General features: G+C 70.0%; 20 protein-coding genes. 14 read left to right on the forward strand and 6 right to left on the reverse strand.

Annotated features, from left to right (window positions below):
- Nucleotides 1-248 precede the first annotated feature (248 nt).
- Nucleotides 249-785 (reverse strand): hypothetical protein, encoded by a 537-nt coding sequence (locus tag ACWC0C_RS15735; RefSeq protein WP_450864478.1) that lies wholly within the window; start codon nucleotides 783-785, stop codon nucleotides 249-251.
- A gap of 320 nt (nucleotides 786-1,105) precedes the next feature.
- Here ACWC0C_RS15735 and ACWC0C_RS15740 point away from each other — a divergent pair, with 320 nt between their 5' ends.
- Nucleotides 1,106-3,976, forward strand: coding sequence for a helix-turn-helix transcriptional regulator (locus ACWC0C_RS15740; RefSeq protein ID WP_450864480.1), 2,871 nt, complete (start codon nucleotides 1,106-1,108; stop codon nucleotides 3,974-3,976).
- Nucleotides 3,977-4,154: 178 nt separating this feature from the next.
- Here the strand turns inward: ACWC0C_RS15740 and ACWC0C_RS15745 are convergent, their stop codons facing one another.
- Nucleotides 4,155-5,099 (reverse strand): helix-turn-helix domain-containing protein, encoded by a 945-nt coding sequence (locus ACWC0C_RS15745; protein WP_450864482.1) that lies wholly within the window; start codon nucleotides 5,097-5,099, stop codon nucleotides 4,155-4,157.
- A 103-nt stretch (nucleotides 5,100-5,202) separates the two neighbouring features.
- On the opposite strand from ACWC0C_RS15745, the gene ACWC0C_RS15750 reads away from it, so the two are divergent.
- From ACWC0C_RS15750 to dacB, 6 genes are all read left to right on the forward strand, one after another.
- Nucleotides 5,203-6,234: a saccharopine dehydrogenase family protein gene (locus ACWC0C_RS15750; RefSeq protein ID WP_450864484.1), complete on the forward strand. Its 1,032-nt coding sequence runs from the start codon at nucleotides 5,203-5,205 to the stop codon at nucleotides 6,232-6,234.
- Nucleotides 6,235-6,713: 479 nt separating this feature from the next.
- Nucleotides 6,714-7,991 (forward strand): vanadium-dependent haloperoxidase, encoded by a 1,278-nt coding sequence (locus tag ACWC0C_RS15755; RefSeq protein ID WP_450864486.1) that lies wholly within the window; start codon nucleotides 6,714-6,716, stop codon nucleotides 7,989-7,991.
- A gap of 226 nt (nucleotides 7,992-8,217) precedes the next feature.
- On the forward strand, nucleotides 8,218-9,225 hold the full coding sequence (locus ACWC0C_RS15760; protein WP_450864487.1) for a L,D-transpeptidase: 1,008 nt from the start codon (nucleotides 8,218-8,220) through the stop codon (nucleotides 9,223-9,225).
- Between the two features lie 95 nt (nucleotides 9,226-9,320).
- Nucleotides 9,321-9,827 (forward strand): SigE family RNA polymerase sigma factor, encoded by a 507-nt coding sequence (locus tag ACWC0C_RS15765; RefSeq protein WP_450864488.1) that lies wholly within the window; start codon nucleotides 9,321-9,323, stop codon nucleotides 9,825-9,827.
- Nucleotides 9,820-10,542, forward strand: a complete 723-nt coding sequence (locus ACWC0C_RS15770; protein ID WP_450864489.1) for a L,D-transpeptidase — start codon at nucleotides 9,820-9,822, stop codon at nucleotides 10,540-10,542. The genes ACWC0C_RS15765 and ACWC0C_RS15770 overlap by 8 nt, the downstream gene beginning before the upstream one ends.
- Nucleotides 10,543-10,642: 100 nt before the next feature.
- On the forward strand, nucleotides 10,643-12,010 hold the full coding sequence (gene dacB / locus ACWC0C_RS15775) for a D-alanyl-D-alanine carboxypeptidase/D-alanyl-D-alanine endopeptidase (RefSeq protein WP_450864490.1): 1,368 nt from the start codon (nucleotides 10,643-10,645) through the stop codon (nucleotides 12,008-12,010).
- A gap of 113 nt (nucleotides 12,011-12,123) precedes the next feature.
- Here dacB and ACWC0C_RS15780 read toward each other — a convergent pair whose 3' ends face one another.
- From ACWC0C_RS15780 to ACWC0C_RS15795, 4 genes are all read right to left on the reverse strand, one after another.
- Nucleotides 12,124-13,161: a LacI family DNA-binding transcriptional regulator gene (locus tag ACWC0C_RS15780; RefSeq protein ID WP_450864491.1), complete on the reverse strand. Its 1,038-nt coding sequence runs from the start codon at nucleotides 13,159-13,161 to the stop codon at nucleotides 12,124-12,126.
- A gap of 74 nt (nucleotides 13,162-13,235) precedes the next feature.
- Complete coding sequence (locus ACWC0C_RS15785) at nucleotides 13,236-14,072, reverse strand: ATP-binding cassette domain-containing protein (protein WP_450864492.1); 837 nt, start codon at nucleotides 14,070-14,072, stop codon at nucleotides 13,236-13,238.
- On the reverse strand, nucleotides 14,069-15,064 hold the full coding sequence (locus tag ACWC0C_RS15790) for an ABC transporter permease (RefSeq protein WP_450864493.1): 996 nt from the start codon (nucleotides 15,062-15,064) through the stop codon (nucleotides 14,069-14,071). The genes ACWC0C_RS15785 and ACWC0C_RS15790 overlap by 4 nt, the downstream gene beginning before the upstream one ends.
- Before the next feature lie 133 nt (nucleotides 15,065-15,197).
- A complete protein-coding gene (locus ACWC0C_RS15795) occupies nucleotides 15,198-16,214 on the reverse strand; it encodes a substrate-binding domain-containing protein (protein ID WP_450864494.1) in 1,017 nt (338 codons plus the stop codon).
- A 223-nt stretch (nucleotides 16,215-16,437) separates the two neighbouring features.
- Between ACWC0C_RS15795 and ACWC0C_RS15800 the strand changes: the two genes are divergently transcribed.
- The 7 genes from ACWC0C_RS15800 (at nucleotide 16,438) to ACWC0C_RS15830 (ending at nucleotide 23,950) form a co-directional block, all read left to right on the forward strand.
- On the forward strand, nucleotides 16,438-17,403 hold the full coding sequence (locus ACWC0C_RS15800) for a carbohydrate kinase family protein (RefSeq protein ID WP_450864495.1): 966 nt from the start codon (nucleotides 16,438-16,440) through the stop codon (nucleotides 17,401-17,403).
- Nucleotides 17,404-17,626: 223 nt separating this feature from the next.
- The gene (locus ACWC0C_RS15805; protein WP_450864496.1) at nucleotides 17,627-20,188 is read left to right on the forward strand and encodes a GH32 C-terminal domain-containing protein; all 2,562 of its coding nucleotides are present in this window, start codon (nucleotides 17,627-17,629) and stop codon (nucleotides 20,186-20,188) included.
- 15 nt (nucleotides 20,189-20,203) lie between these two features.
- Nucleotides 20,204-20,506 (forward strand): putative quinol monooxygenase, encoded by a 303-nt coding sequence (locus tag ACWC0C_RS15810; protein WP_450864497.1) that lies wholly within the window; start codon nucleotides 20,204-20,206, stop codon nucleotides 20,504-20,506.
- A 446-nt stretch (nucleotides 20,507-20,952) separates the two neighbouring features.
- On the forward strand, nucleotides 20,953-21,060 hold the full coding sequence (locus ACWC0C_RS15815) for a keywimysin-related RiPP (RefSeq protein ID WP_449196102.1): 108 nt from the start codon (nucleotides 20,953-20,955) through the stop codon (nucleotides 21,058-21,060).
- Between the two features lie 159 nt (nucleotides 21,061-21,219).
- Nucleotides 21,220-23,073, forward strand: coding sequence for an asparagine synthase-related protein (locus ACWC0C_RS15820; RefSeq protein ID WP_450864498.1), 1,854 nt, complete (start codon nucleotides 21,220-21,222; stop codon nucleotides 23,071-23,073).
- A 126-nt stretch (nucleotides 23,074-23,199) separates the two neighbouring features.
- Entirely contained in the window at nucleotides 23,200-23,460 is a 261-nt protein-coding gene (locus tag ACWC0C_RS15825) for a lasso peptide biosynthesis PqqD family chaperone (RefSeq protein ID WP_450864499.1), read from the forward strand.
- Nucleotides 23,461-23,533: 73 nt separating this feature from the next.
- Entirely contained in the window at nucleotides 23,534-23,950 is a 417-nt protein-coding gene (locus tag ACWC0C_RS15830) for a lasso peptide biosynthesis B2 protein (protein ID WP_449196099.1), read from the forward strand.
- Nucleotides 23,951-23,952: the final 2 nt, after the last annotated feature.

Here is a 23,952-nt window from a genome sequence, read left to right on the forward strand (position 1 = left end):
GCAATGCGGAGTGACTTCACCGACGGAAAGGTCTCGTGCCACGTGTTCCAAGACGCCCCGATCTACCACAAGCTCGTCGCCGAGCGTGGTGACGTGCCCGCGCGGGTTCGTGACGCCGCTGAGCACATACACCGCCAACTGGAAGGCGTGATGCGGACAGGGCGGCCCCTCGACACCTTCCGGCCCGCCCCGTTCTCCGCGGAAACACCGATGCCCGAGCAAGGTGCCTGAGGACCGACAGTCACGAACTAGGAGACTGAGGGGAAATACAGCGATGCCTTCTCCAGTACGTGGCGCTTGAACATCCCGCCGTACGCAACCCGGCCCCGGTACATGGTGACCAGGGTGGCCCGTGATGCCGATGTCTGTGCCGTGACGGGCCAGCCGACCACCGACATCCCGACGACCCTGGCGTCCTGGGTGGCCCACTCCCTGGCAGCAGCCTGGACGCTGCCGCTGACCAGGGCGGGCAGGACCATCGCGGCGTTGCGGGCGCCGGGCAGGCCGCCCTGGAGTCCCTTCACGTAGCTCATGGCCCACCTGGTGAACTCGACCATTGAGTCCTTGTCGACCTCCGGAACAGCGGTGGCCAGGACGATCAGTTCCACCTTTGTGCCGAACCAGCGCAGCCTGCGGTCCGATCGACTGCCGATCAGCACCTGGTACCCGGCCCACGTGGTCGCGGTCAGCCTGCATCCGTCGGCCGCCAGCCGCTCACGGACCACCTCCAGGTAGGCGCCGGGCGCCTCGACCTGTGGTACCCCATCGAACTTCTGCTGAGTCATGCGTGGTTCCTCCATCACCAGGCGGCCCGGGGAAGAGCGTCCTGCCGGCCGCCTTCGCGGCACACGTCTGCCCCCGGACGGACAACTGCCCCCAAGACGTCTGCGATCACCAGCCTCATGGCCCACCGCCCCTAGGCACACCCGAGAGCCAGGAACACCCTGACTCATCGCGCGCCGCGGCACCTCCGTGAAAGCACGCAGTCCGCCACGTAGCCGAGCCGACGCGCGTCAGGGTGGACGCCGGGGCCGCGGCGGCACCCCCCTGTCAGTGCGTGATCGTAGAGTGACGAGTGAAAGGCGACGTACGACGGGGGGCGGGCATGGCACCACTGGTGGGCAGGTCATCGGAACTCGCCCTGCTCGACGCCCTGCTCGCCGAGGTGGGCCGGCCGGACGCGCCCACGGTCGTCGACCTCGCCGGTGAACCGGGCATGGGAAAGAGCCGGTTGCTCGGTGAACTGTGCGCCCGGGCCCGGCGGGCCGGATTCACCGTGTTGAGCGGCCGCGCCACGGAGTACGAACAGCACGTGCCCTTTCAGGCGTTCAGCGATGCACTCGCCGACGCCGACCCCCTCCTGTCGTCCACGGATCCCGCCCTGGCCACGGCCGGCACGGTACTGCAGACCCTCCGGGCGGCTTCCGCGGGATCGTCGACGGGTGCCGCGGCCCGCTTCGGACTGCACCGCGCCGTCGCCGCACTCCTCACACGCCTCGGTGAGCGGGGTACACGAGGTCTGGTTCTGTCCATCGACGACCTGCACTGGGCCGACCCCGCCTCGCGGGAGCTCGTGGACCATCTGATCCGGCATCCCCTCCGCGGCCCGGTCCTGCTGGTGGTGGCCCGCAGGACCCGCCAGACGTCGACGTCCCTGACGGCGACGCTGACGCGTGGTGCCGACAACCGCGCGGTACTCCATCTCCCCGTGGAGCCGCTGCCGGAGCAGGAGTCCCTGCAGGCGCTGGCCCACGACGTCCCCGACAAGGACGCCCGGCGGCTCTACGCCGCCAGCGAGGGCAATCCCCTGTACCTGCTCGCACTTGTACACGCCTATCGCAACGGGGCACCGTTGCACGGCATCACCACCCCAGCCGGCTGCACCGACGAGGTGGGGGTGCCCAGCGGGCTCACCGCGCTGCTGCTCGACGAGCTGAGCACTCTGACGGATCCTCAACTGCGCGTCGTCGAAGCCGTGGCGGCGCTCGGCGACCACGCCACGAGCATCCTGCTCACCGCCACGACCGAGCTTCCCGTCGACGACGTGGAGGAGCAGACTTCCGTTCTGGCACGACGCGATGTGCTGCGTGCCGCACCGGGCGGCCGTTGGGTGCTTCGGCACCCGCTGGTGCGTGCCCTGGTCTACGAGAACACCTCACCCGCCGTGCGGGGCGCCCTCCATCGCCGAGCCGCGCGGGAACTGTCCCGCGGTCATGCCTCGCCCACCGAGCGGGCCCATCATGTCGAACGGTCGCTGACCGGCTGGGATCCCCAGGCCGCCGAGGTACTCTGCGAGGCCGCCGCTCAGCGGGCCTCCACCGCGCCCGCCTCCGCCGCTCACCTGCTGGGCGTCGTCCTCGACCACATGCCGAAGACATCCGACCACGACCGGCGACGGGGCGAACTCGTCCTGGCGCGAGCGCGGGCACTCGGCGTCAGCGGCAGCCTCCGGGAGAGTCGTGACCTGCTGCACACCCTGATCGAGTCGGCGGGCAAGGACCATCCCGAACTACGGACGCAGGCCGTCGCCCAGTGCGCCGTGATGGAGCGGCATCTCGGCCACTCCCCCGAGGCCACCGCCCTGCTGCGCCGGGAGCTCGCCCGCTCGCCGGGCCCGTCCCCCGCCCAGGCGGTCTCCCTGCGGCTGGCCCTGGGCATGTCCGCCCTGCTGACGGCGTCCTACCCGCAGGCACGCGCGGGTGTAGGCGAGGCCATCTCGGTCGCGCGCTCGGACGACGACGCGACGGGCGAGGCCGCTGCCCTTGCGCTGGCGGCTCTGGGCGAGGCCTACGAGGGCCAGACCGAAGCGGCCGCCCGGTTCGCCGACGCCGCCCGCGCCCTCACCGACTCACTGACCGATCCTCACCTCACCGATCTGTGCGAGGCATTGGTCTGGCTGGCCTGGGCCGAAGCGCTGCTGGAACAGTACGCCGACGCCGAACGACACCTGATCCGTGGCCTGGACATCGCCCGCCGCAGCGGACAACTCCACGTCCTGCCTCACCTGCTGGTGTGTCAGGCATTCCTCTGTGTCCACACCTGTCGCCTGCCGTCCGCGCTGGAATCCGCCGAGGAGGCAGAGACCATCGCCCGCACGGCCGGCAGCGGCGAACTCCTGGCCTTCACGCTCGCGATCAAGACTCTGGTCCTTCTGCTGAGCCGTCCGCTCGGGGACGGCTCAGCCCTGGCCACCGGCGAGGAAGCGGTCGCGACAGCGGGTGGCGGCAAGGGATGGTGGGCCGCCCTGGCCTGGTGCATGCTCGGCCACGCCACCCATGTGAGCGGTGACCCGCATCGCGCCCAACAGGCCATCATGACCGCCGGTGGCGGTCCGGAACTGCCGCTGCTGCAACCATCCGTCCGGCCGGGCCAGTTGGACACCCTTGTGGGAACCGCACTCTCCGAAGGGGACGTCGAGCAGGCCGGACACTGGGCCACACAGGCGACACGCGAGGCGAACCGGCTGGGTCTCGACGGCCAGCGTGCAGCCGCTCTGCGGGCCGAAGCGGCGCTGGCCGAGCACCGCGGCGACCTCGCCAAGGCCGTACGCCTGCTGGACGGGGCCACCCGGAAGTACGCCCGTTGCGGGCAGCGCCTGTGGGAGGCCTATTGCCTGCTGCGTGCCGCACCGCTGGTACAGCGCACCGGGCAGCGCGCGCGGGCCGTGGCGATGTGGCAGCACGCGCACCGGACCGCTGTCGCCGGCGGCGCGCGCCTGCTGGTGGACCTGGCCGAGTTGCTTCGCCCTCAGATCATGAACGAGGTGCCCGAGGTCCCTTCGGAGCTGGCCGAACTGACGGTTCGTGAAAGGGAGGTGGCCGAGCTGGTGGCACAGGGCCTGAGCAACCAGGACATAGCCGCCCGGCTCCACCTCAGCCGGCGCACCGTCGAGACCCATCTCTCCGCCATCTACCGCAAGACGTCCGTGCCGTCCCGCTCCGCCCTGGCCAGCCTCATGACACGCCTCGGTCTATAGAACCGACTCGTGTACGAGGGGCTGCCCCGCGTGCACAGGGATCTGCGGAGAACACTGCGGGGCCATGCCTGCACCGGCTCCTCGAGGATTCCCCGGCCGCCAGGCCACGGGCAGACTTGCCGTTGCCCGCCGCCCCTCCCCACCCCGCGCTGCTGGGGCGGTTGCCGGAGTTCGGCGACTAGCGGGTTCGTGAGCGGAAGGTGCGGCGGTAGGTGTCCGGGGGGACCCCGAGGGTGCGGTTGAAGTGGCGGCGCAGTGTCGTGGCGGTGCCCATGCCGGTGGCCGCTGCGATGGTGTCGATGCTGTCGTCGGATTTCTCCAGCAGTTCCTGGGCGTGACGGATCCGCTGGGCCAGCAGCCATTGCAGGGGAGTTGTGCCGGTTGCCGCGCGGAAGTGGCGGCCCAGATGGCGTGAGCTCATCCGGGCCTGGCGGGCCAGGTCCTCCACGGTCAGCGGTTGATCGAGCCGTTCGATGATCCAGGGGAACAGGGCGGTGAGCGGGTGCTCACCCTGGGCGGGCACCGGTGCGGTGACGAACTGGGCCTGGCCGCCGGACCGGTGCGGTGGGACAACCAAGCGGCGGGCGACGGCGTTGGCGATCGATGAACCGTGGTCGAGGCGGACCAGGTGCAGGCACAGGTCCAGCGCGGCGGCCTTGCCGGCGGAGGTGAGCACGCTCCCGTTGTCCACGTAGAGCACGTCCGGGTCAACCTCCACCTCGGGGTAGCGGGCGGCCAGGACTTCGGTGTGCGCCCAGTGGGTGGTGGCGCGCTTCCCGTCCAGCAGGCCGGCTTCGGCCAGGACGAACGCGCCGGTGCACAGGGAGGCCACACGGGCGCCCGCGTCGTGGGCCGCGCGCACCGCGTCGACCAGTTCGGCGGGCGGGTTCACGTCGATGTCGGCCCAGCCGGGGACGATCACGGTGTCGGCGCTCTGCAGGCGGTCGAGGCCGTGGTCGGGCTCCAGACGGAACCGCCCGAAGGGCACGATGTCCGGGCCGCAGACCGTGAGGTCGTACCAGGGGACGGTGACCGCAGCCGGGGCGGAGCCGAAGACCTCGTGGGCCACGGACAGTTCGAAGTGCAGCATCCCGTCGGTGACGGCCAGCGCGACAGCTTTCATGTCCGAAAGTGTACGGAGCATGTCGTTCCAGACGCTCACGGTTGATGCTTCAACCACGCCAGGATGGTCGCAGTTGATCGTTTCGGAGCACGGGAGAGAAGTCATGGCAACGGGGCAGACAGTGACGGTGTACGGCGCGTACGGGCACACCGGCCGGTTCGTTGTGGCACACCTCCAGGAGCGCGGATTCGTCCCGGTCCTGGCCGGGCGCGATGTCCACAAGCTGAAGGCGCTGGCGGACGAGCACCCCGGACTCGACGTCCGTCCTGCGTCGGTCGACGACCCGGTCTCGCTCGACCGCGCGCTGGACGGCGTGGCAGCCGTGATCAACTGTGCGGGGCCCTTCGCCACGACGGCCGCCCCCGTGATCGAAGCAGCCCTGCGCGCGGGAATCCCCTACGTCGATGTGGCGGCGGAGATCGAGGCCAACGCCGACACCTTCACGCACTTCGCGGACCGTGCCCGCGACGCGGGCACGGTGATCGTCCCCGCGATGGCCTTCTACGGCGGCCTCGGCGACCTGCTGGCCACCGCCGCCATGGGCGACTGGACCGAGGCCGACGAGGCGCACATCGCGTACGGCCTGAACAGCTGGGAGCCCACGGAGGGGACGCGCGCCGCGGGCAAGGTCTCCGTCGAACGGCGTGGTGGCCGCCGCGTCCGCTTCGCGAACGGGCAGCTGGAGTACCACGACGACGAACTGCCCACCCTGGATTGGTCCTTCCCCGACCCGTTGGGCACCAGGGCGGTCATCGGCGAGTTCACGATGGCCGACGTCGTGACGATCCCCAGCCACCTGTCGATCCCCGAGGTGCGCACGTACATGACCACCGAAGCGGCTGACGGCGTCGTGGCGCCGGACGCGCCGACCCCGACCGCGGTCGACGAGCACGGGCGGTCCGCACAGACCTTCCTCGTCGACGTCGTCGTGCGCTCCGGCGACACCGAACGGCGCGCCGTAGCCCGGGGCCAGGACATCTACGCCGTCACGGCACCGCTCGCGGTGGAAGCGGTCGACCGCATCCTCGCCGGGCAGACCAAGACGGTCGGCGTGGCCTCCGCCGGCGAGATCTTCGACGCACCCGACTTCCTGGGCGCACTGGCCCCGCACATCACCCTGGAACTGCGCCCGTAACCGCGCCAGGTCGTGCGCTCCTCAAGGTTGAACGGCCGGAGAGCTCTGAAGCGGCCGCTCGCCGCGGGGTGGTGTGGTGGGCCCTGGTATCGGCCCTGGTGGTCACACGCCGGCCTTGCTGCTGCGCGCTACCGCCGTATGCGACCCGCGCCCATGACCACGCTGCCGGAGTTGCGGCGTGGATCGGGTCCCGGCAGGCTGTGTTTGGCACGACCTTGATGACATGAAGAGGTGATCCGGTCGGGTTGCAGGACCATGCGCGCCCGGTCAGCCCTCGGAAACATTGGCGGGAGTGACGCGTGCCGCCTCATGTGCCGATATCCCGGTGAGTCCAGCTGGCACGCGCTGCGGACTCCCTGCCCCATCCGTGGTGTCCGCTGACGCTGTGGTCCGCCGTAGCCCAGATGGTGACGTGTACGACCACGGTCGCCACAGCCCGCCACCAGCGACAAGGAGCCACCGACAAGGAGCCACGGAGCATGGGAGGAAAGCAGAGGACACTCGCCATACTGACCGGAACCGCGCTGGCAGCCGGACTCACCAGCCCCGCCCTCGGTGTCGGCACCGCTCACTCGCCGGCCCCGCCCACCGCGGCCACGGGGCCGGGGGCGTCGGTCGTGGAATGGAACCGCGAGCTCATCACCATCCTCGGCGATCCGAAGGCGCAGCCCGCCACCGTCCACCCCACGCGCAGTTTCGCGCTCCTGCAGGCTGCCGAGTACGACGCGGTGGTATCGATCACCCGGGCCGGCCCCGCATACATGTTCTCGGTGGCGGCGCCGCGAGGCGCTCGTGCGGACGCCGCGGCGGACCAAGCAGCCCATGATGTGCTGGTCGCCCTGTACCCGGCCAAGCGCGCGGGCGTGGACAAGCGGCTGAGCAGCCAGTTGTCCGCGATTCCGGGCGGCCCGGGCAAGCAGGCGGGTATGACGGTGGGAGCCGCGGTCGCCCGTCGGCTGATGAGCCTGCGGTCCCACGACGGATCCTCGACGAAGCCGCCGCGCTTCCGGGCCGGCGACAAGGCCGGGGACTACCGGCCAACCCCTCCTGACTTCCCGACACCGGTGTTCACCAACTGGGGCTCGGTCAAGCCGTTCGTGCTGGCCAGCGGGCACCAGTTCCGCCCGGCGGCACCGCCCGCCGTGAGCAGCGCCGCGTACGCCACCGCCTTGAACGAGGTCAAGGGCCTGGGGAGCAAGACCAGTACGACCCGCACCTCCGACCAGACCGCGGCCGCCAGGTTCTGGGCGGCGGCGCCCGTCTGGAACGTCTGGAACCAGATCGCGCAGAACCTTCTCACCTCCCAGAACGCGAGCCTGGACAAGACGGTGAAGGTCTTCGCCAGGCTCGACCTGTCCCTCGCCGACACCACGATCGCGATGTACGACGCCAAGTACACCTACCGCGTGTGGCGGCCCGTGACCGCCATACGGCTCGGCGGTACGCACTACAACCCGCGCATCGTCGGCGATCCCGCCTGGACCCCCCTGCTGACGACCGCCCCGGATCCGTCCTATCCCAGCGCTCACGCCGCCCTCAGCCAGGCGGCGGCAACGGCTCTCGCCGGGTTCTACGGTGCGCGGCATCGCCTCTCGGTGACATCGAAAGGCAGCACCCGAACCTTCACCGGCCTCCAGGACGCCGCCACCGAGGCGTGGCTCAGCAGGATCTGGTCCGGCCAGCACACCTCTCTCGACAACAACGTCGGCCGGCAACTCGGCACGCGTGTCGCCGACTTCGTGGCAGGTCAGCTCTGACCGTCCGCACCGGGTGACATCCATGCGCCGCAGCCTGGAGGGGGTTGTGCAGGCGGGCGATGCCGAGCATGGAGTGGTGGACTGGTTGGCGGAGCACCGGTAGCAAGCATGCTGTGCCTCCCGCGTCCAGCTGCCCGGCAAAAAGGTTTCACTCCGATGCAACCTGCCTTTGAGCCCGCGCGTATTAGAGGCGATACCGCACCTCATCCGGGGGGATTGCATGTACGTGGACCGTTCAACCGGTCGGACCGTCGGCCGTTTCGGCGCTGTTGTCGTGGCCTGTGCGGCCCTGTTCTCGGCCGCCGGCTGTTCGACGGACGCGGGTTCCGGCGTCAGGGTGGCCGCTGGCCCGCCGGACGCCCGGGCCTCCGCCGCGGCGGCCGGAAAGGCCGCGGGCAGGGACAACGACGGCGCCGACAAGACGTCCGGCGCGCGCCCGGTTCCGTCCATGCCGGAGCCCGCCGTGCTTGCGCAGGCGCGGGTGAACATATCCGAAGGGCAGACGGTGGGGGTGGGCATGCCCATATCCGTCACCTTCTCCCGGTCGGTGCCCACTGCCGAGCGCAAGGGTGTGGAGAGCTGGCTGGGCGTACAGACCTCGTCGGGCACGAGGGGGGCGTGGAGCTGGGTGAAGGACAGCAGCCTCCTGGACGGGCAACGTGTCGACTTCCGCCCTGACACCACCTACTGGCAGTCCGGCACCCGGGTCACTCTCCGTCTGGGCTCGCACGGCACCCGGCACTTCACCATCGGCCGGTCGCTGGTGGCCACGGTCGACGCGAAGACGCACATGATGACCGTCCGCACCGGCGGTACGACGCGGCACATCCCGGTCACCACCGGAGCGCCGGGGACGGATACCTGGAACGGGACGATGGTCGTCATGGACAAGCAGCGCAAGGTGCTCATGGACTCCCGCACCGTGGGCCTCGGGAACGAGTACCGCGGCGACTACTTCTGGGCCGTGCACCTGACGACGTCGGGGACATACGTGCACCAGAACCCGCGGGCGGACACCGAGGCCGGACACCGTAACGTCACCCACGGCTGTGTCGGCCTCGCCACCGACGGCACCGCCCAGCGTTTCTACGACCAGGTACGGGTCGGCGACGTCGTCACGGTCACCGGGGCGGACAAGGACACCGTCGCCGCCGGCAACGGCTACGGCGACTGGAACCTGACCTGGAAGCAGTGGCTCGCGCACAGCGCCGCCGGCGTCACCACGACCGCGTGACCGCTGCCCACCCACCGCATGACCCCACCGCATGACCCCGCCGCACCGGCCCCGCGCCGCACGCGCCCGGCGCCGTGAGAAGAGAGTACGACAACGTGACCGAGGACGAGTTCGACCTCTTCTACGCGGCTGCCTGCCCGCGTCTGGTGGGTCAGCTCTACGCCCTGACGGGTGACTACGCCGAAGCCCAGGACGTGGTGCAGGAGGCGTTCGCACGGGCCTGGGAGCGGCGTTCGTCCGTCCTGAGCGGCGACCGGGATCCCGAGGCGTGGATCCGCACGGTGGCACACCGTCTGGCGATGAGCCGCTGGCGGCGGGCGCGCCGCTGGTGGGAGCTGGTCCGGGGTGAGTCCGGGCCGCGGCCGGTGCCCGAACCGAACCCCGACCATGTGGCGTTGGTCGCCGCTCTGCGGCGCCTGCCGGAAGCCCAGCGGACCGCGATCGTGCTGCACCACCTGTGCGATCTGAGCGTGGAGCAGATAGCCGCCGAGACCGGTGCGGCCGTCGGCACCATCAAGGCACGCCTGTCACGCGGCCGTTCGGCACTCGCCGCTCACCTGGTGAGCGAGGAAACCCACTCCACGGAGGAAGCCTGTGTCTGACCAGCTGCCACCGCATCCCCTGACCGAGGCGGAGCTGTCGGCCCGGCTCCGTGGCCTGGCCGCGCACGGCGCGGCACCGGCCACGGGGGCACAGGCCAGGAGCCGGGCGCAACGCCGCCGCCGCAACCAGCGCGTTGTGCTCTCCACCACCGCGCTGGCCGCGGCGGCCCTCACCGCCGTCGCCTCCGGCGCCCTCGGCTCCGCCACCGAGGCGGCCGCACCCCCTGCGGCGTCCGTGTCCCGCACCCCCACACCCGCCCCGTCCCGGGCGCCCGTCCAGCGGGTGACGATCGACCTGGACGCCTACACACTGACCGTCAAGGGCAGGAGGTTCCCCATCAGCGGGCTGCAGGACAACTGCCCGATCGGCGAAACGACGGTCACGGTCACCGCCAAGTACCCCACCCTGACAATGCCCCCCAACAAGTACATCAAGTTGAGCAAGTATGTGGACGTCAGGCAGTGGGCCGTCACCTTCACCGACCGCCGTCACCACGAGCGGCTGCTGATGTGGGCGCTGGACCCCTCCGCCGGTCTCAACAGCATCGGCAACGACTCCGGCTCCGGCTCCATCGCCCTGTCACCGCGAGACGGGAAGTGGGTGTACGACGCCATCAAGCCCGGCGCGCGAGTGGAGATCAAGGGCCGGCAGGCCGCGAGCGCGGACCCCGACTCCGTGTGCTACGACCGCCGGCAGGTCACCGGTAACCACTGATGCCACGCCGGTGACGGCCAGGGTCATGCGTGATGGCTGATGCAGCGCGCTTTTGACTCCCCTTTAGCCAAGGCCCCATTCCTGAAAGCTTCGAATCCCGATGACCGAAATAGCTGCCAGCACATCCGAGAAGACCTTCCTTCCGGGTGGCCGACGACGGCACCGCAAGCCCAGACAGAGTGGCGCGGGAACCGGCATTCGCCGGGCCCTCGTCCTCGCCATGGCCGTGCCCACGGCGTCCGCCGCCCTGGCGGGTCCGTCCGCCTTCGCCGCCCCAAAGGGTGTCGGTACGACGGCCAGGACCCACGACCTGGACACCGGCGACCAGCAGATGGCCAAGAACCTGGAGACCCGGGTATTCGATCAGCGGCTGGGCTCGAACGTGAGCGGCGTGGTCCTCAACGCCGACTCGAACACCACCGTATGGGGCCACAACGCCTCCACCACGCTGATGCCGGCGTCCAACGCCAAGCTCGCCACTTCGACCGCCGCCCTGACCGTGCTCGGCCCGCAGCACCGGTTCACCACGAAGGTCGTCTACGGCCACGGCACCCTGACCCTCGTCGGTGGCGGCGACCGCACCCTGACCACCGCCGACCTCGCAGAGTTGGCGAAGACCGCGATCGCCGGACTCAAGGCCGCTGGCCGGACCACCGTCAAGGTCACCGTCGACGACAGCCTGTTCCCGGAGCCGACCCTGGCCAAGGGCTGGAACGACGGCTACTACCCCGACACCGTCGCCCCGGTCCGCACGCTGGTCGTCGACGGGCACGGCGTCCAGGACACCTCCATCGACGCCGGGCAGGTCTTCGCCCAACACCTCGCCGCGGACGGCGTCACCGTCACCGGCGGTGTCACCCGCGCCACGGCACGCCCGACGGACGTTCCGGTGGCCCAGCACAAGTCGGCGCCACTGTCGGACATCGTCTACACGATGCTCAAGCACAGCGACAACGACATCGCCGAGACCCTGCTGCGGATGACCGCCCTTGGCGCCGGCCGCCCGGCCACCTTCGAGGGCGGCACCAAGGTCGTGCGGCAGGTACTGAGCCGGGTGTACGGCGTTTCGCTCGAGAACTTCGAGCTCTACGATGGCAGCGGCCTGTCCCGGGCCGACCGCATCCCGGCCGCCACCCTCGCGCAGATCCTCGAACTGCCGACGCTGCCCCGCTACGCGCACACCCTCGCCTCCGTCCTCGACGGCCTGCCCGTCTCCGGCGAGGCCGGCAGCACACTCGGCCCGGAGTACGGCCGCTTCGACGACGCCAACTCCAAGTGCGCGGTGGGCAAGGTGCGCGCGAAGACCGGCACCCTCACCGGCGCCATCGCGCTGAGCGGTCTGACTCAGGGCAAGGACGGCAAGTGGAAGGTGTTCTCCTTCGTCGAGAACGGCGCCACGGCCGACCCGAACGCCATCAAGGACGCCATGGACGACCTCGCGGCGACGGTCAACGGGTGCTACGCGTAAGGCATTCAGCCTCGGTGCTGGTGGGCTCGGGTATTCAACTCTCGCCAGATCGTTGCCGACCGTTTGCGATCTGCGGCGGCATCAGAGCTGGCCTCCATGGTTCCGAATCCGTTCTACGAGGCAGCCTCCTGCAGCGCAGGGGCGGGCTGCTCGCCCGATCCGCGGACGATCAGTCGGGTGGGAACGGTGATGGTGCGGGCGCGGGAGCGGTCGCCGTCGAGTCGTGCCAGGGCGATGGCCGCGGCCTCCCGGCCGATTTCCTCGGGGTCCTGGGCGACGACGGTCAGGGCGGGTTCGAGTGCCTCGGCGAGCGGTACGTCGTCGAAGGCGACGACGGCGATGTCCTTCCGCTTGCTGCGGGCGAGTTCGGCGACTATGCCCAGCGCGACGATGTTGTTTCCGGCGAACAGGGCGGTCGGCGGATCGGCCAGGCCGAGCAGCTGGGAGGTGGCGGTCGCCGCCCCCTGCTGGTCGTGGGCGTTGGTGACCAGCGCACGGTCGTAGGGCAGGTCGGCCTCCTGCAGGGCCGTACGGTATCCGGCCAGGCGTTCGCGGCGGGTGTACAGCTTCAGGGGCAGGTCGCCGACGAAGCCGATGCGCCGGTGGCCGTGGGCGATCAGGTGGGCCACGCCGTCGTGGGCCCCCGCACGGTTGGAGCTGACGATGCTGTCTGCGGACAGGCCGGCTCCCGGACGGTCGAGGAACACCACGGGCAGTCCCGCCGTGCGGTGGCTCTTGAGATGGGAGTGGTCGGCGCCGACGGACGGCACGATCATCAGGATGCTGACGCGCCGGGCCAGGAACTTGTCCGTCAGGGCGCGTTCCCGGTCGGGGTCGTCCGCGGAAGAGCCCATGAGCAGGGTCAGTCCGCGTTCGCGGACGGTGTCCTCGATGGCCCGGGCCACGGCTCCGAAGAAGGGGTTTGCGAGGTCGGGGATGACCAGGCCGATGGTGGTGTCGGGGCCGCCGACGCGGATGTTGCGGGCCATGAGGTTCGGCTGGAAGCCGAGCTTGGCCACTGCGGCGAGTACCTGTTCCCTGGTCTGCGCAGAGGCGGGTCCGTCCTCATTGAGGACGCGGGAGACCGTCTTCGCGCTGACGCCGACCTCGCGGGCGACGTCGGCCAGGGTAGGGCGGCGGTTCGCTGCCATGGAGAAACCGTCTCCTGTGAGCCCTCGGTTCCGGCCGCGGCCTCGGCCGGAGGTGTGAGAGCTGAGTCGTGTTGTCAGGTGGCCTGGACTCCGGCGGCCTTCGCGGCCTCCGAATCCGCTACGACAGTACCTCCGGCCTCGTCGACGCCGAGTGCGCCGGTCATGATGGCGACGACCTCGGCCATGGAGTAGTCGGACGGCTTGATCAGAGCGGCGCGCTTGCCCAGCCGGTGGACGTGGATGCGGTCGGCGATCTCGAAGACGTGGGGCATGTTGTGGCTGATGAGCACGACTGGCATGCCCTTGTCGCGGACGCGGCGGATGAGGTCCAGGACCTGGCCGGACTCCTTGACGCCGAGGGCGGCGGTGGGTTCGTCCATGACGACGACGCTGCGGGCCCAGGCGACGGAACGGGCCACCGCCACGGCCTGCCGCTGACCGCCGGAGAGCGTCTCGACCGCCTGTGTGAGCGAGCGCAGCCCGATCTTCAGGTCGGCCATGTGCTCGGCGGCCTCCTGGCGCATGCGCTTCTTGTCGAGCATGCGGAAGACACTGCCGAGGACACCGGGGCGGCGCAGCTCCCGGCCGAGGAACATGTTCGAGGCGATGTCCATGGAGGCGGCCACCGCGAGGTCCTGGTACACCGTCTCGATGCCGTGGGCGCGGGCGCTCTGCGGACCGGAGAAGGTGATGGGTTCGCCGTTCAGGCGTATCTCGCCGGCGTCGGGGACCAGGGCGCCGGTGAGGGCCTTGATGAGGCTGGTCTTGCCGGCGCCGTTGTCGCCGATGACGGCGAGGACCTCGCCGGGCAGCAGGTCGAAGTCGGCGCCGTCGATGGCGGTGACATGGCCGTAGCGCTTGACCAGGCCGCGGGCTTGGAGGACAGGGGTGGGGGGCGTGGTGGCGGTCATCGTGCCTTCTTCCGGGAGATCTGGTCGACGGTCACCGCGAGGATCACCAGGACGCCGGTGATCAGGGTCTGGTAGATGGAGGCGACGCCCATCAGCTGCAGGCCGTTGCGGAACACGCCGACGATGAGGACGCCGATGAAGGTGCCCAGCACCGAGCCGCGTCCGCCGAAGAGGCTGGTGCCGCCGAGGACCACGGCGGTGATGCTGTCGAGGTTGTCGGTCTGCCCGGCCTGTGGGTCGCCGACGCCGGTGCGGGAGATGAGCAGCAGGGCGGCGATGCCGTACAACAGGCCGGCCACGGTGTAGATGCCGATGGTCAGGCGGGAGGTACGGATGCCGTTCAGCCGCGCCGCCTCCTGGCTGTTGCCCAGGGCGTAGACGTGCCGGCCCCAGCCGGTGCTGCTCAGCGCGTACGCGAGGAGGAGGAACAGGGCGATGGTGACCAGGGAGCCGTAGGTGATGTCGGTGTGGCCGAGCGGGAAGGTCTGCCCGAGGGCCGTCAGCGAGCCGGGCAGGCTGGTGACGGTCTGCTCCTTGGAGTAGATGTGCGTCAGCGCGAACGCGACGTTGAGCATGCCGAGGGTGACGATGAACGGCGGCAGCGGGATCTTCTGCACCAGCAGCCCGTTGACCAGGCCGAAGCCGCCGCAGACGGCCAGGCCCAGCGCGATCGCGAGGAGCGGGGGCAGGGTCCCCTCGGCCGCCATCTTGGCCATCATGATGCTGCCGAACGCCATCACGGCACCGCACGACAGGTCGATGCCGGCGGTGAGGATGATCAGGGTCTGGCCGATGGCGAGCGTGCCGACGACCATCACCTGCTGCACGATCAGGGAGAAGTTCCCGCCGGTGAGGAACTGGTCGGTGGAGAGGGAGAAGAAGACACAGGCCAGAAGGAGGGCGACCAGCGGGCCGGTGGTCGGTGCCGTGAGCAGTCTGCGGACCGTGGTCGGTGCCTTGAGCTCGGCGTACGGCGTCGTCGTGGCTGTCATGCGAAGTCCTTGTCGGAAGACAGATGTCCTTGTCGTCAGGACATGGGGGGGGCGGCCGTCCCGGGTGGGGAGGTGCGGGGCCGGCCGCCCGGCTCAGGGGAGAGGCGGCGGAATTACGGTCCTCGTGGGCGGCTCAGCCCCAGCAGTTCTCCAAGCCGTAGCCGGTGTCCTTGGACGTGACGCCCGTCTGCGCCTTGTCGGTGATCAGGGTGACGCCGGTGTCGGTGTAACCGGACGCCTTCTTGCCGTTCTTGGCGTACGCCACCACCGCCTTGACGCCCTCGGCGGCCATCTTCAGCGGGTACTGCTGCGAGGTCGCGGCGATCTTGCCGTCCTTGACCGCCTGGGTGCCGGTGCAGCCACCGTCGACGGAGACGATCAGGACGTCCTTCTCCCGGCCCCTGGCCTTCAGCGCGGTGTACGCGCCCAGGGCGGCCGGCTCGTTGATGGTGTAGACGAGGTTGATGCCGGGCGACTTCTGGAGGCAGTTCTCCATCGCGGTCTGGCCCTTGGCCTGGTCGCCACCCGTGTCCTGGGCGCAGACGACGTCCTTGTCGGTGGCGCCGAAGCCCTTCAGGAAGCCGTCGTGCCGCTGGACGCCGACGGAGACGCCGGGCGCGAGGTCGAGGGTGGCTATCTTCGCCGTCTTGCCCTTCATGGCGGCCTTGGCGTACTCGCCGATCAGCCGGCCTGCCGTGAGGTTGTTCGTGGCGAAGAGGGCGTCGACCGCGCTCTGCGGCTCGGTCGGGGTGTCCAGGGCGATGACCAGGACACCCTTGGCACGGGCCTTCTGGATCGCGGGCACGATGGCCTTGGAGTCGCTCGGGGTGATGAGGATGCCCTTCACTCCGGCGGCGACCATGTTCTCGATGGCGGTGACCTGACCGGAGTTGTCCCCGTCGAACTTGCCCGCGGCGGTCATCAGCTGGGCGCCGTCCGCCTTGGCGGCCTTCTCCGCGCCCTCCTTCATCTTCACGAAGAACGGGTTCGTGTCGGTCTTGGTGATCAGACCGACCTTGACACTGCCCGATCCGGAGCCCGCGGAGCCCGATCCGGAGCCGGATCCGCAGGCCGTCAGGGTGAGGGCCGCGATGCCCGTGCAGGCGGCGACTCTGAGGAGGGACGAGGTCAGACGAGTGGTGCGCGACATGAACGACTCCTGCGGGATCACGAGCGGCGCGGTCGGCATCGGAGGATGCCGTCCCGGGATGTCATCGTTGACTTATGTCATCGTTGACACTGCATGGCGAGGATGATGGACTCCGCGTCCCGGCAACGTCAATGCCCCGCACAGGACACAAGTCCGTAACGTGCCCGGCGGCTGCCCGTTTCGTGCCCGCTTTCGTTCGTACGCTCGCAGAGAAGAGCCGCCCATGAGCAGCCCGCGTCAGATCACCGTCCTGGGAGAGTGCGTCGCCGACGCCTTCGCCGAACCCGCCGGCGCCTCGAACGAACTCGCCCTGCGGGTGCTGCCCGGCGGCGGACCTGCGAACACGGCCGTGTCCCTGGCCCGGCTCGGCACCAGCGCCCGGCTCCTCGCGCGTCTGTCCGGCGATGTGTTCGGCCGCCTGTTCCGGGCCCACCTGGAGGAATCCGGGGTGGACCTTTCGTACGCCGTCCCGGCCGCCGAACCCAGCACGCTGGCCGTGGCGGAGCTGGACGCCCAGGGGCAGGCCGCGTTCTCCTTCCACGCGCAGAACACGGCCGACTGGCAGTGGACGGCTCAGGAACTGGCGGGAGTGGCTCTGTCCGCAACCGCCTGTGTGCACACCGGCTCCCTCGCGCTCGTCCGCGAGCCCGGCGCGGCGGTGGTGGAGGAGTTCCTGGCGACGGCCTCCGCCCGGTCCACCATCAGCATCGACCCCAACGTACGGCCGCTGCTGGTGCGCCCCGAGGTCTACCGCGCCCGCCTGGCGCACTGGTGCGCCCTCACCGACGTACTGCGGCTGAGCGAGGACGACCTGGAACTGCTCCTGCCCGGAACCCCGCCCGAGCGGGCCTGCGACATCTGGCACGCTGCCGGAGCCCGGCTCGTCGTGATCACGCGCGGGGCCGACGGCGCCCTGGCCTCCCTCGACGGCGAACGGCTGCAGGTGCCGGCGGTCGCGACGCGGGTGGTGGACACGGTCGGGGCAGGGGACTCCTTCACCGCCGGCCTGCTGCACCACCTCGGCACCCGCGGACACCTCGGCGGTCGGCTGACGGGCCTCGATCTCGGCGAGGTGGCCCAGGCATGCCGGTTCGCGGCTCGGGTCGCGGCCCTGACCTGCTCGGTCGCCGGTCCCAACCCGCCCTGGCAGAGCCACCTGGACCGGTTGACGGCAGTCGGCGGCAGCTGACGCGACCGGGACCCGCGCGGGGTCAACCACGCCCCGGCTGTTGACGCGTTGACCGGATTGCGCGCATCATCGGGCCACTTGATGTCATCGATGACACAAGTCAACGATGACACCCTTGGTCGGTGGCGTGGACGACGACGCCGGCCGGGGACGCCACCTTTCGGTCCGTCCGTGTCAGAGTCGCACTCTCCGCTGCACGGACGGTCGCGGTACAGGAGACCCGATGAGCTCTCGACGTGTGTTCCGGCATGCCCGTGTGCGGACGATCGCGGCCGTGGCGGCCGCCTGCGCCCTGTCCGCGGCCCCGCTCGGCCCCCAGGCCGTGGCGGCCGACACCCCGCCGTACACCGAGACCTACCGCCCCCAGTTCCACTTCACCCCGGAGAGGAACTGGATGAACGACCCCAACGGCCTCGTGTACTACCAGGGTGAGTACCACCTCTTCTACCAGTACAACCCCAACGGCAACACCTGGGGCGACATGTCCTGGGGCCACGCGGTGAGCACGGACCTCGTGCACTGGAAGCAGCTCCCGCTCGCCCTGTCGTACGACGACAAGGAGATGGTCTTCTCGGGCAGCGCGGTGGTCGACTGGAACAACACCACCGGCTTCGGCAGCGAGCGGAACCCGCCCATGGTGGCGATCTACACCAGCTACTCCAAGTCCACCGGCACACAGGCCCAGTCGCTCGCCTACAGCACCGACCGCGGCCGTACCTGGACCAAGTACCAGGGCAATCCGGTCATCGACATCGGCTCCAAGGACTTCCGCGACCCCAAGGTCCAGTGGTACGCCCCCACCAGGAGCTGGCTGATGACGGTGTCGCTGTCCACCGAGCACAAGGTGCGGTTCTACTCGTCCAAGAACCTCAAGGACTGGGAGCCGCTCAGCGAGTTCGGGCCGGCCGGCGCGACGGGCGGTGTGTGGGAGTGCCCGGACCTGTTCCCCCTCGCGGTCGACGGGGACAAGAAGCACATCAAGTGGGTCCTGGTCGTCAACATCAACCCCGGTGGGATCACCGGCGGTTCGGGCGCCCAGTACTTCGTCGGTGACTTCGACGGCAAGACGTTCACCGCCGACGACAAGGGCACCTACACCCCGCCCGCCGGCCAGGTCGTGCAGGGCTTCGAAGGAGCCGACTACGGCACCTGGACGACCACCGGCACCGCGTTCGGCGACCGTCCGGCGGCCGGGGCACTGGACGGCCAGAGCACGGTGACCGGCTTCGACGGCAAGGGCCTCGCCAACAGCTTCCACCCGGGCGACTCCGCCACCGGCACCCTCACCTCGCCCCCCTTCACCGTGGACAGCAAGTACCTGAACTTCAAGGTCGGCGGCGGGCGGCACCCGCACGAGACCGGCACCGTCCTGGAGCAGGGCCCGCCGCCCGCGGGCACGGTCCTCGCCGACTTCGAGGGCGGCACCTACGGCGACTGGACCACGACCGGCGACGCCTTCGGCACCGCACCGGCCACCGGCACCCTCCCCGACCAGCAGGAGGTCTCCGGCTTCCGCGGCAGCGGCCTGGTCAACACCTACCTGAACGGCGACTCCACCACCGGCACCCTCACCTCGCCCGAGTTCACCATCGACAAGGACTACGTCGACTTCCTCATCGGCGGCGGCCACCACCCCGCCGGCTACGACAACCCCACCGCCGTCGAACTCCTCGTCGACGGCAAGGTGGTCCGCAGCGCCACCGGACAGGACGCCGAGGCGCTCGACTGGGCATCCTGGGACGTCCGCGACCTCGGCGGCAAGAAGGCGCGGATCAGGATCGTCGACGACAACACCGGTGGCTGGGGCCACATCAACGTCGACCGGATCACACTGTCCGACACCCAGGCCCGGCCGCTCTCCTGGGAGACGTCCGTCAACCTGCTCGTCGACGGCGAGGTCGTCCGCAGCGCCACCGGCTCCAACAGCGAGACCTTGGACTGGGCCTCCTTCGACATGCGTCCCTACGCCGGCAAGGAGGCGCGGATCCAGATCGTCGACAGCAACACCGGCGGCTGGGGCCACATCCTCGCCGACCAGTTCACCACCGCCGACGCCCCCGCCGAGTCCGTCGTACAACGCGCCGACTGGGCCGACCACGGCAAGGACTACTACGCGGCCGTGTCCTGGGAGAACGTTCCCGGCGACAAGCGGTACATGATCGGCTGGATGAACGACTGGGAGTACGGGGCGTCCATCCCCACCTCGCCCTGGCGCGGCGCGCAGAGCATCCCCCGCCAGACGGCCCTGCGGACCATCGGCGGCCGTATCCGGCTGACCAGCGAGCCGGTGCCGAGCCTGGTCTCGCTGCGCGAGGGATCCGCGGCGACGGCGACCGACGTCACCGTCACGAACACCTCACAGCCCCTGATCGGCCCCGCGGCCGAGGGCCAGGCGCTCGACATCGAGGCGACGTTCACCCTGAACGACGCCGAACGCTTCGGCCTGAAGGTGCGCACCGGCACCGGGCGAGAGGAAACCGTCATCGGATACGACACCACCACACAGGAGCTGTACGTCGACCGCACCCGCTCCGGTGCCGTCGACTTCAGCAGCGCCTTCCCCGGCATCCAGACCGCGCCGCTGAAGGCCACGAACGGCGAGGTGAAGCTGCGGATCCTGGTCGACCGGTCGTCCGTCGAGGTCTTCGGCGGCAGCGGCGAGGCCGTGATCACCGACCAGATCTTCCCCCGCCCCGACAGCCAGGGAGTGCGGGTCTTCGCCGAGAACGGCTCGGTGCGTCTCGACAAGGCCGTCGTCTGGCACCTCGGCTCCGCGAACCACTGACAAGGACACAAGCCCGTGAAGAAAACCCTGCTCGCCGAGTTCACCGCCCGCGAGGGAGCAGAGGGCGAAGTCGCCCGCCTGATACGGGAGTACGCACAGAAGGTACGCGACGAGGACGGCAACCTCACCTTCGACGTGTACACCAAGGAGTCCGACCCGCGCGCCTTCTGGATCTACGAGGTCTACCGGGACGAGGACGCGTTCCAGGCCCATCTGAAGGCCCCGTACGGCGGCCCGTTCAACGCCGCCCTCGCTCCGCTGATCGAGGAGGACACCTCTGTCCTGACTTTCCTCGACCCCTTGGCCCACGGTAGGTGACCCGGAAACCCGTCCTGGATGGCTGGGGCCGTTTCCGGTCCAGCCATAAACATGCCCACCGAGTCATGGGACAGCAGTTGACCTGCGCAAATGGTCGCGGCGAGGTGGTCTGCGCGCCTCGGACGCTGCCGATTTCGCTCGGGGACAGCGGGAAAACCTTTCCATGTACCCGCAAGCCCCGTCTCCATGGCCCGCGTTCTGGCACTTTCGGCGGCATCCGCCTCTGAAAAGATGCAGAGTTCGCTTCTCGTGTGGTTCAGCGCTCCCGCCGTGCACTGTTGTGATGATCTGATTACCGCCCCTAGGGTGACTTCCGAATTGGCCGTCCGCGTGTCCGGAACCGCGGTGAAAGCAGGCTGATTCGAGCAGGTACCTGTGCCAACGTTCCCTTCAACCGACGGAAACGGCGACAGCTGAAGTCGTCGTAGACGAAAGGATGTGTGGCCATGACGTACGAGCGTCCGACCCTCACCAAGGCCGGCGGTTTCCGCAAGACGACGGGCCTGGCCGGCGGAACGGCCAAGGACCTCGCCGGCGGTCACCAGCTCATCTGACCGCGAGGCGACCGGGCCCTTCTCTCGTCCCTTCGGCGTGAGCTGACCGGGGCCCGTGCATGGCGGCGGAGGGCGGTCACCCCCTGTCCTCCGCCGCTCCCACCCGGCCTGCCCTTCCCTCACCCGCCGACGCGCCGTCGACCGGAGGTAAGTGAGTCCATGAACAGCCCTGCGTTACTCGCCGTGGTGCCCGCTTGGTTCGTGGTGCTGCCTGACACCGACGAAGCGGCAGCCGTGGCGGCGAGGGCTCTTCCGCACGCCGCCGAAAGCCACCCGCATGCGTCCGGCCGGCCGTGGTTGATGGGACGCTGGAATCCAGCGGAGCTGGCTGTCGGCGAGTGCGGCGGAGTGCGTCTCGCGGTGTTGGGTGAGCACGCCGTCACCTCCGAGGAAGCGGCCCGCGCGGCGGCCGCGGCCACCGATCCGGCCTCCCTTGACCGCTTCGCCCGTTCCTGGCACGGCAGTTACCACCTACTGGCCAGCCTGCACGGCCAGGTACGTGCTCAGGGCACGGTGACCGGTGTCCGGTCTCTGTTCCATGGCGGGGCGCACCCGGCTCACCTGGCGGCCGACCGGGCCGATGTCCTGGCCGACCTGATCGGGGCACCCCTCGACGAGGGTCGGCTCGCCCTCCAGATGCTCAGTCTGGGCGTGCTCCACCCACTGTCCGCGCGACCCCTGTGGCGCGGAGTGGAAGCCCTGCCCGGCCACGACTACCTGGTTCTGGAACGCGACGGCCGGGCACACCAGAAGCGTTGGTGGTGGTTGCCGCGTCGCGACGTGCCCCTGGCCGAGGGCGCGGCGATGCTGAGGAAGGAGCTGCGCCGAGCCGTCGAGATCCGTGTCCGGGACCGGGATGTGGTCACCGCCGATCTGGGCGGTCTGGACTCCACCGCCGTGGTGTGCACCGCGGTAGGTGCCGGTGCCAAGGTCGTCGCCTACACCGCGGCGACCCTCGACCCTCGCGGCGACGACGTCCACTGGGCTCGTCGCACGGTCGAAGAGCTGTCATCGGCGGGCGGCGAGGGGCGCATCGAGCACCACATCGTTCCGGCCGACGACTTTCCCCTCACCTTCGACGGCGTGGACGCGCTGACCGACGTACTGGACGCTCCGTCGCTGTACGCCGTGGACCGCAACCGGCGGATGAGTCTTCTCGACCTTGCCGCAGATCGGGGATCCACCGTCCACCTGAGCGGTTTCGGTGGTGACGAGCTGCTTGCGGGCGCCTCCGCCCGCGTTCACGACCTGCTGCTGCGCCACCCGCGCACCGCGGTCCGCCACGCCCGCGGATACCTGGCCAAGTATCGCTGGTCGCGGCGGCGAGCCGCACGCCAGCTCATGGACCGGCGTCCGTACGGAGCGTGGCTGGAGCAGATCGCAACCGACCTGACCGGCCCGCTGCCCTCGCTGGAGGAGCCGTTGTTCCAGTGGTGCTCGCCCGCCCGGATGCCGCCGTGGGCCACCGCGGACGCCGTCGAGGCCGTCCGCGCACTCATCCGGCAGGAGGCTGCCGAGGCGCGGCCCCTGGGCCCCGGGCACGGAGAGCACCGCGAACTGGCCACGATGCAGGCGGTGTCCCGGTTCGCCCGACACCTCAACCAGATGACACGTCAGCGCGGCATCCTCTTCGCCTCCCCCTTCTACGACGACCGTGTGGTGGAAACCGGCCTGGCGGTGCGCCCGGAGGAACGGGTGACTCCGTGGCGGTACAAGCCGCTCGTTGTGGAGGCCATGCGCGGCGTCGTCCCCGAGGCCAGCCGCACCCGCGCCACCAAGGCCAACGCCACCTTGGAGGAGGAGGTCGGGCTGCGGCGGCACCGTGAAGCGCTGCTGGCGCTGTGCGAGGACTCGCGGCTGGCCGGGCTGGGCCTGATCGACGCGGACGCGTGGCGCACATGGTGCTCCGGTCCGGTGTCGGCGGAGCATGAGAACGTACTCCTTCACCCGACCGTCGGCTGCGAGGTGTGGCTGCGTACTCGGGAGACGCTGCACCGCCACTCGGACGGCTGATGCGTCAGCTGCCACGTGCCACCGGCCATGTGGCCTTCGACGGCCCGGACGCCACCGACCGACACCCGTGGCATCCGTCAACCCCTGCCACCACCGACGAACGTCCCTCGCTACGGAGGTCTTCCGATGAACCTGGAGTTGCGCGGCGGCATCCTGATGGCCGAGACCGAGTACGGACTTGCCCTGCTGGACGAGAACAGCGGCGAGTACTGGACCCTCAACCCCACCGCCGCCGTGGTCCTGGAGACCATGCTGGCGGGCCGGGGCACGGAAGAGGCGGTGCATGCCCTGACCGAACGGTACGACGTCAGCGACAGCCTCGCCCAGCAGGACGTCGACCGCATCCTCACGGAACTGCGGTCGGCCGGGCTCGTCAGCGGGACCTGACAGGCACAGCGGCCGGCGGCCCAGGAAGCCGGAGCACCCCCTCACGACGTCCGAACGTGCAGAGAGGAAAGCCATGTCGACGCCCGAAGCGGTCCCTTACCGGCCTCGTTCCGTACCGCTGCCCACCCGGTTGGCGGCCCGCCTCGCCGTGGGGTGCGCCCACCTGCTGGCGACTCAACCACCCGCCCGGATACGCACCCTGCTGCGCCAGGTACGCCGTGGCGCACGCCCGGCCTCGGTGGCACAGACCGCGGCCGCCTTGGACACCGTCATGGCCGTGAGCCTGACCGCCGGTGGCCGCAAGGGGTGCCTGCCCAGGTCGCTGGCGACGGTTCTGCTGTGCCGGATGCGCGGCCAGTGGCCCACCTGGTGCGTGGGTGTGCGCATGCAGCCGCCGTTCGCCGCGCACGCCTGGGTGGAGGCGGATGCACAACCGGTCGGCGAGGACTGCCCTGCCGATTACTTCCAGCGCTTCTTCGCGGTCGACTGACC

Source organism: Streptomyces sp. NPDC001709, assembly GCF_053596375.1.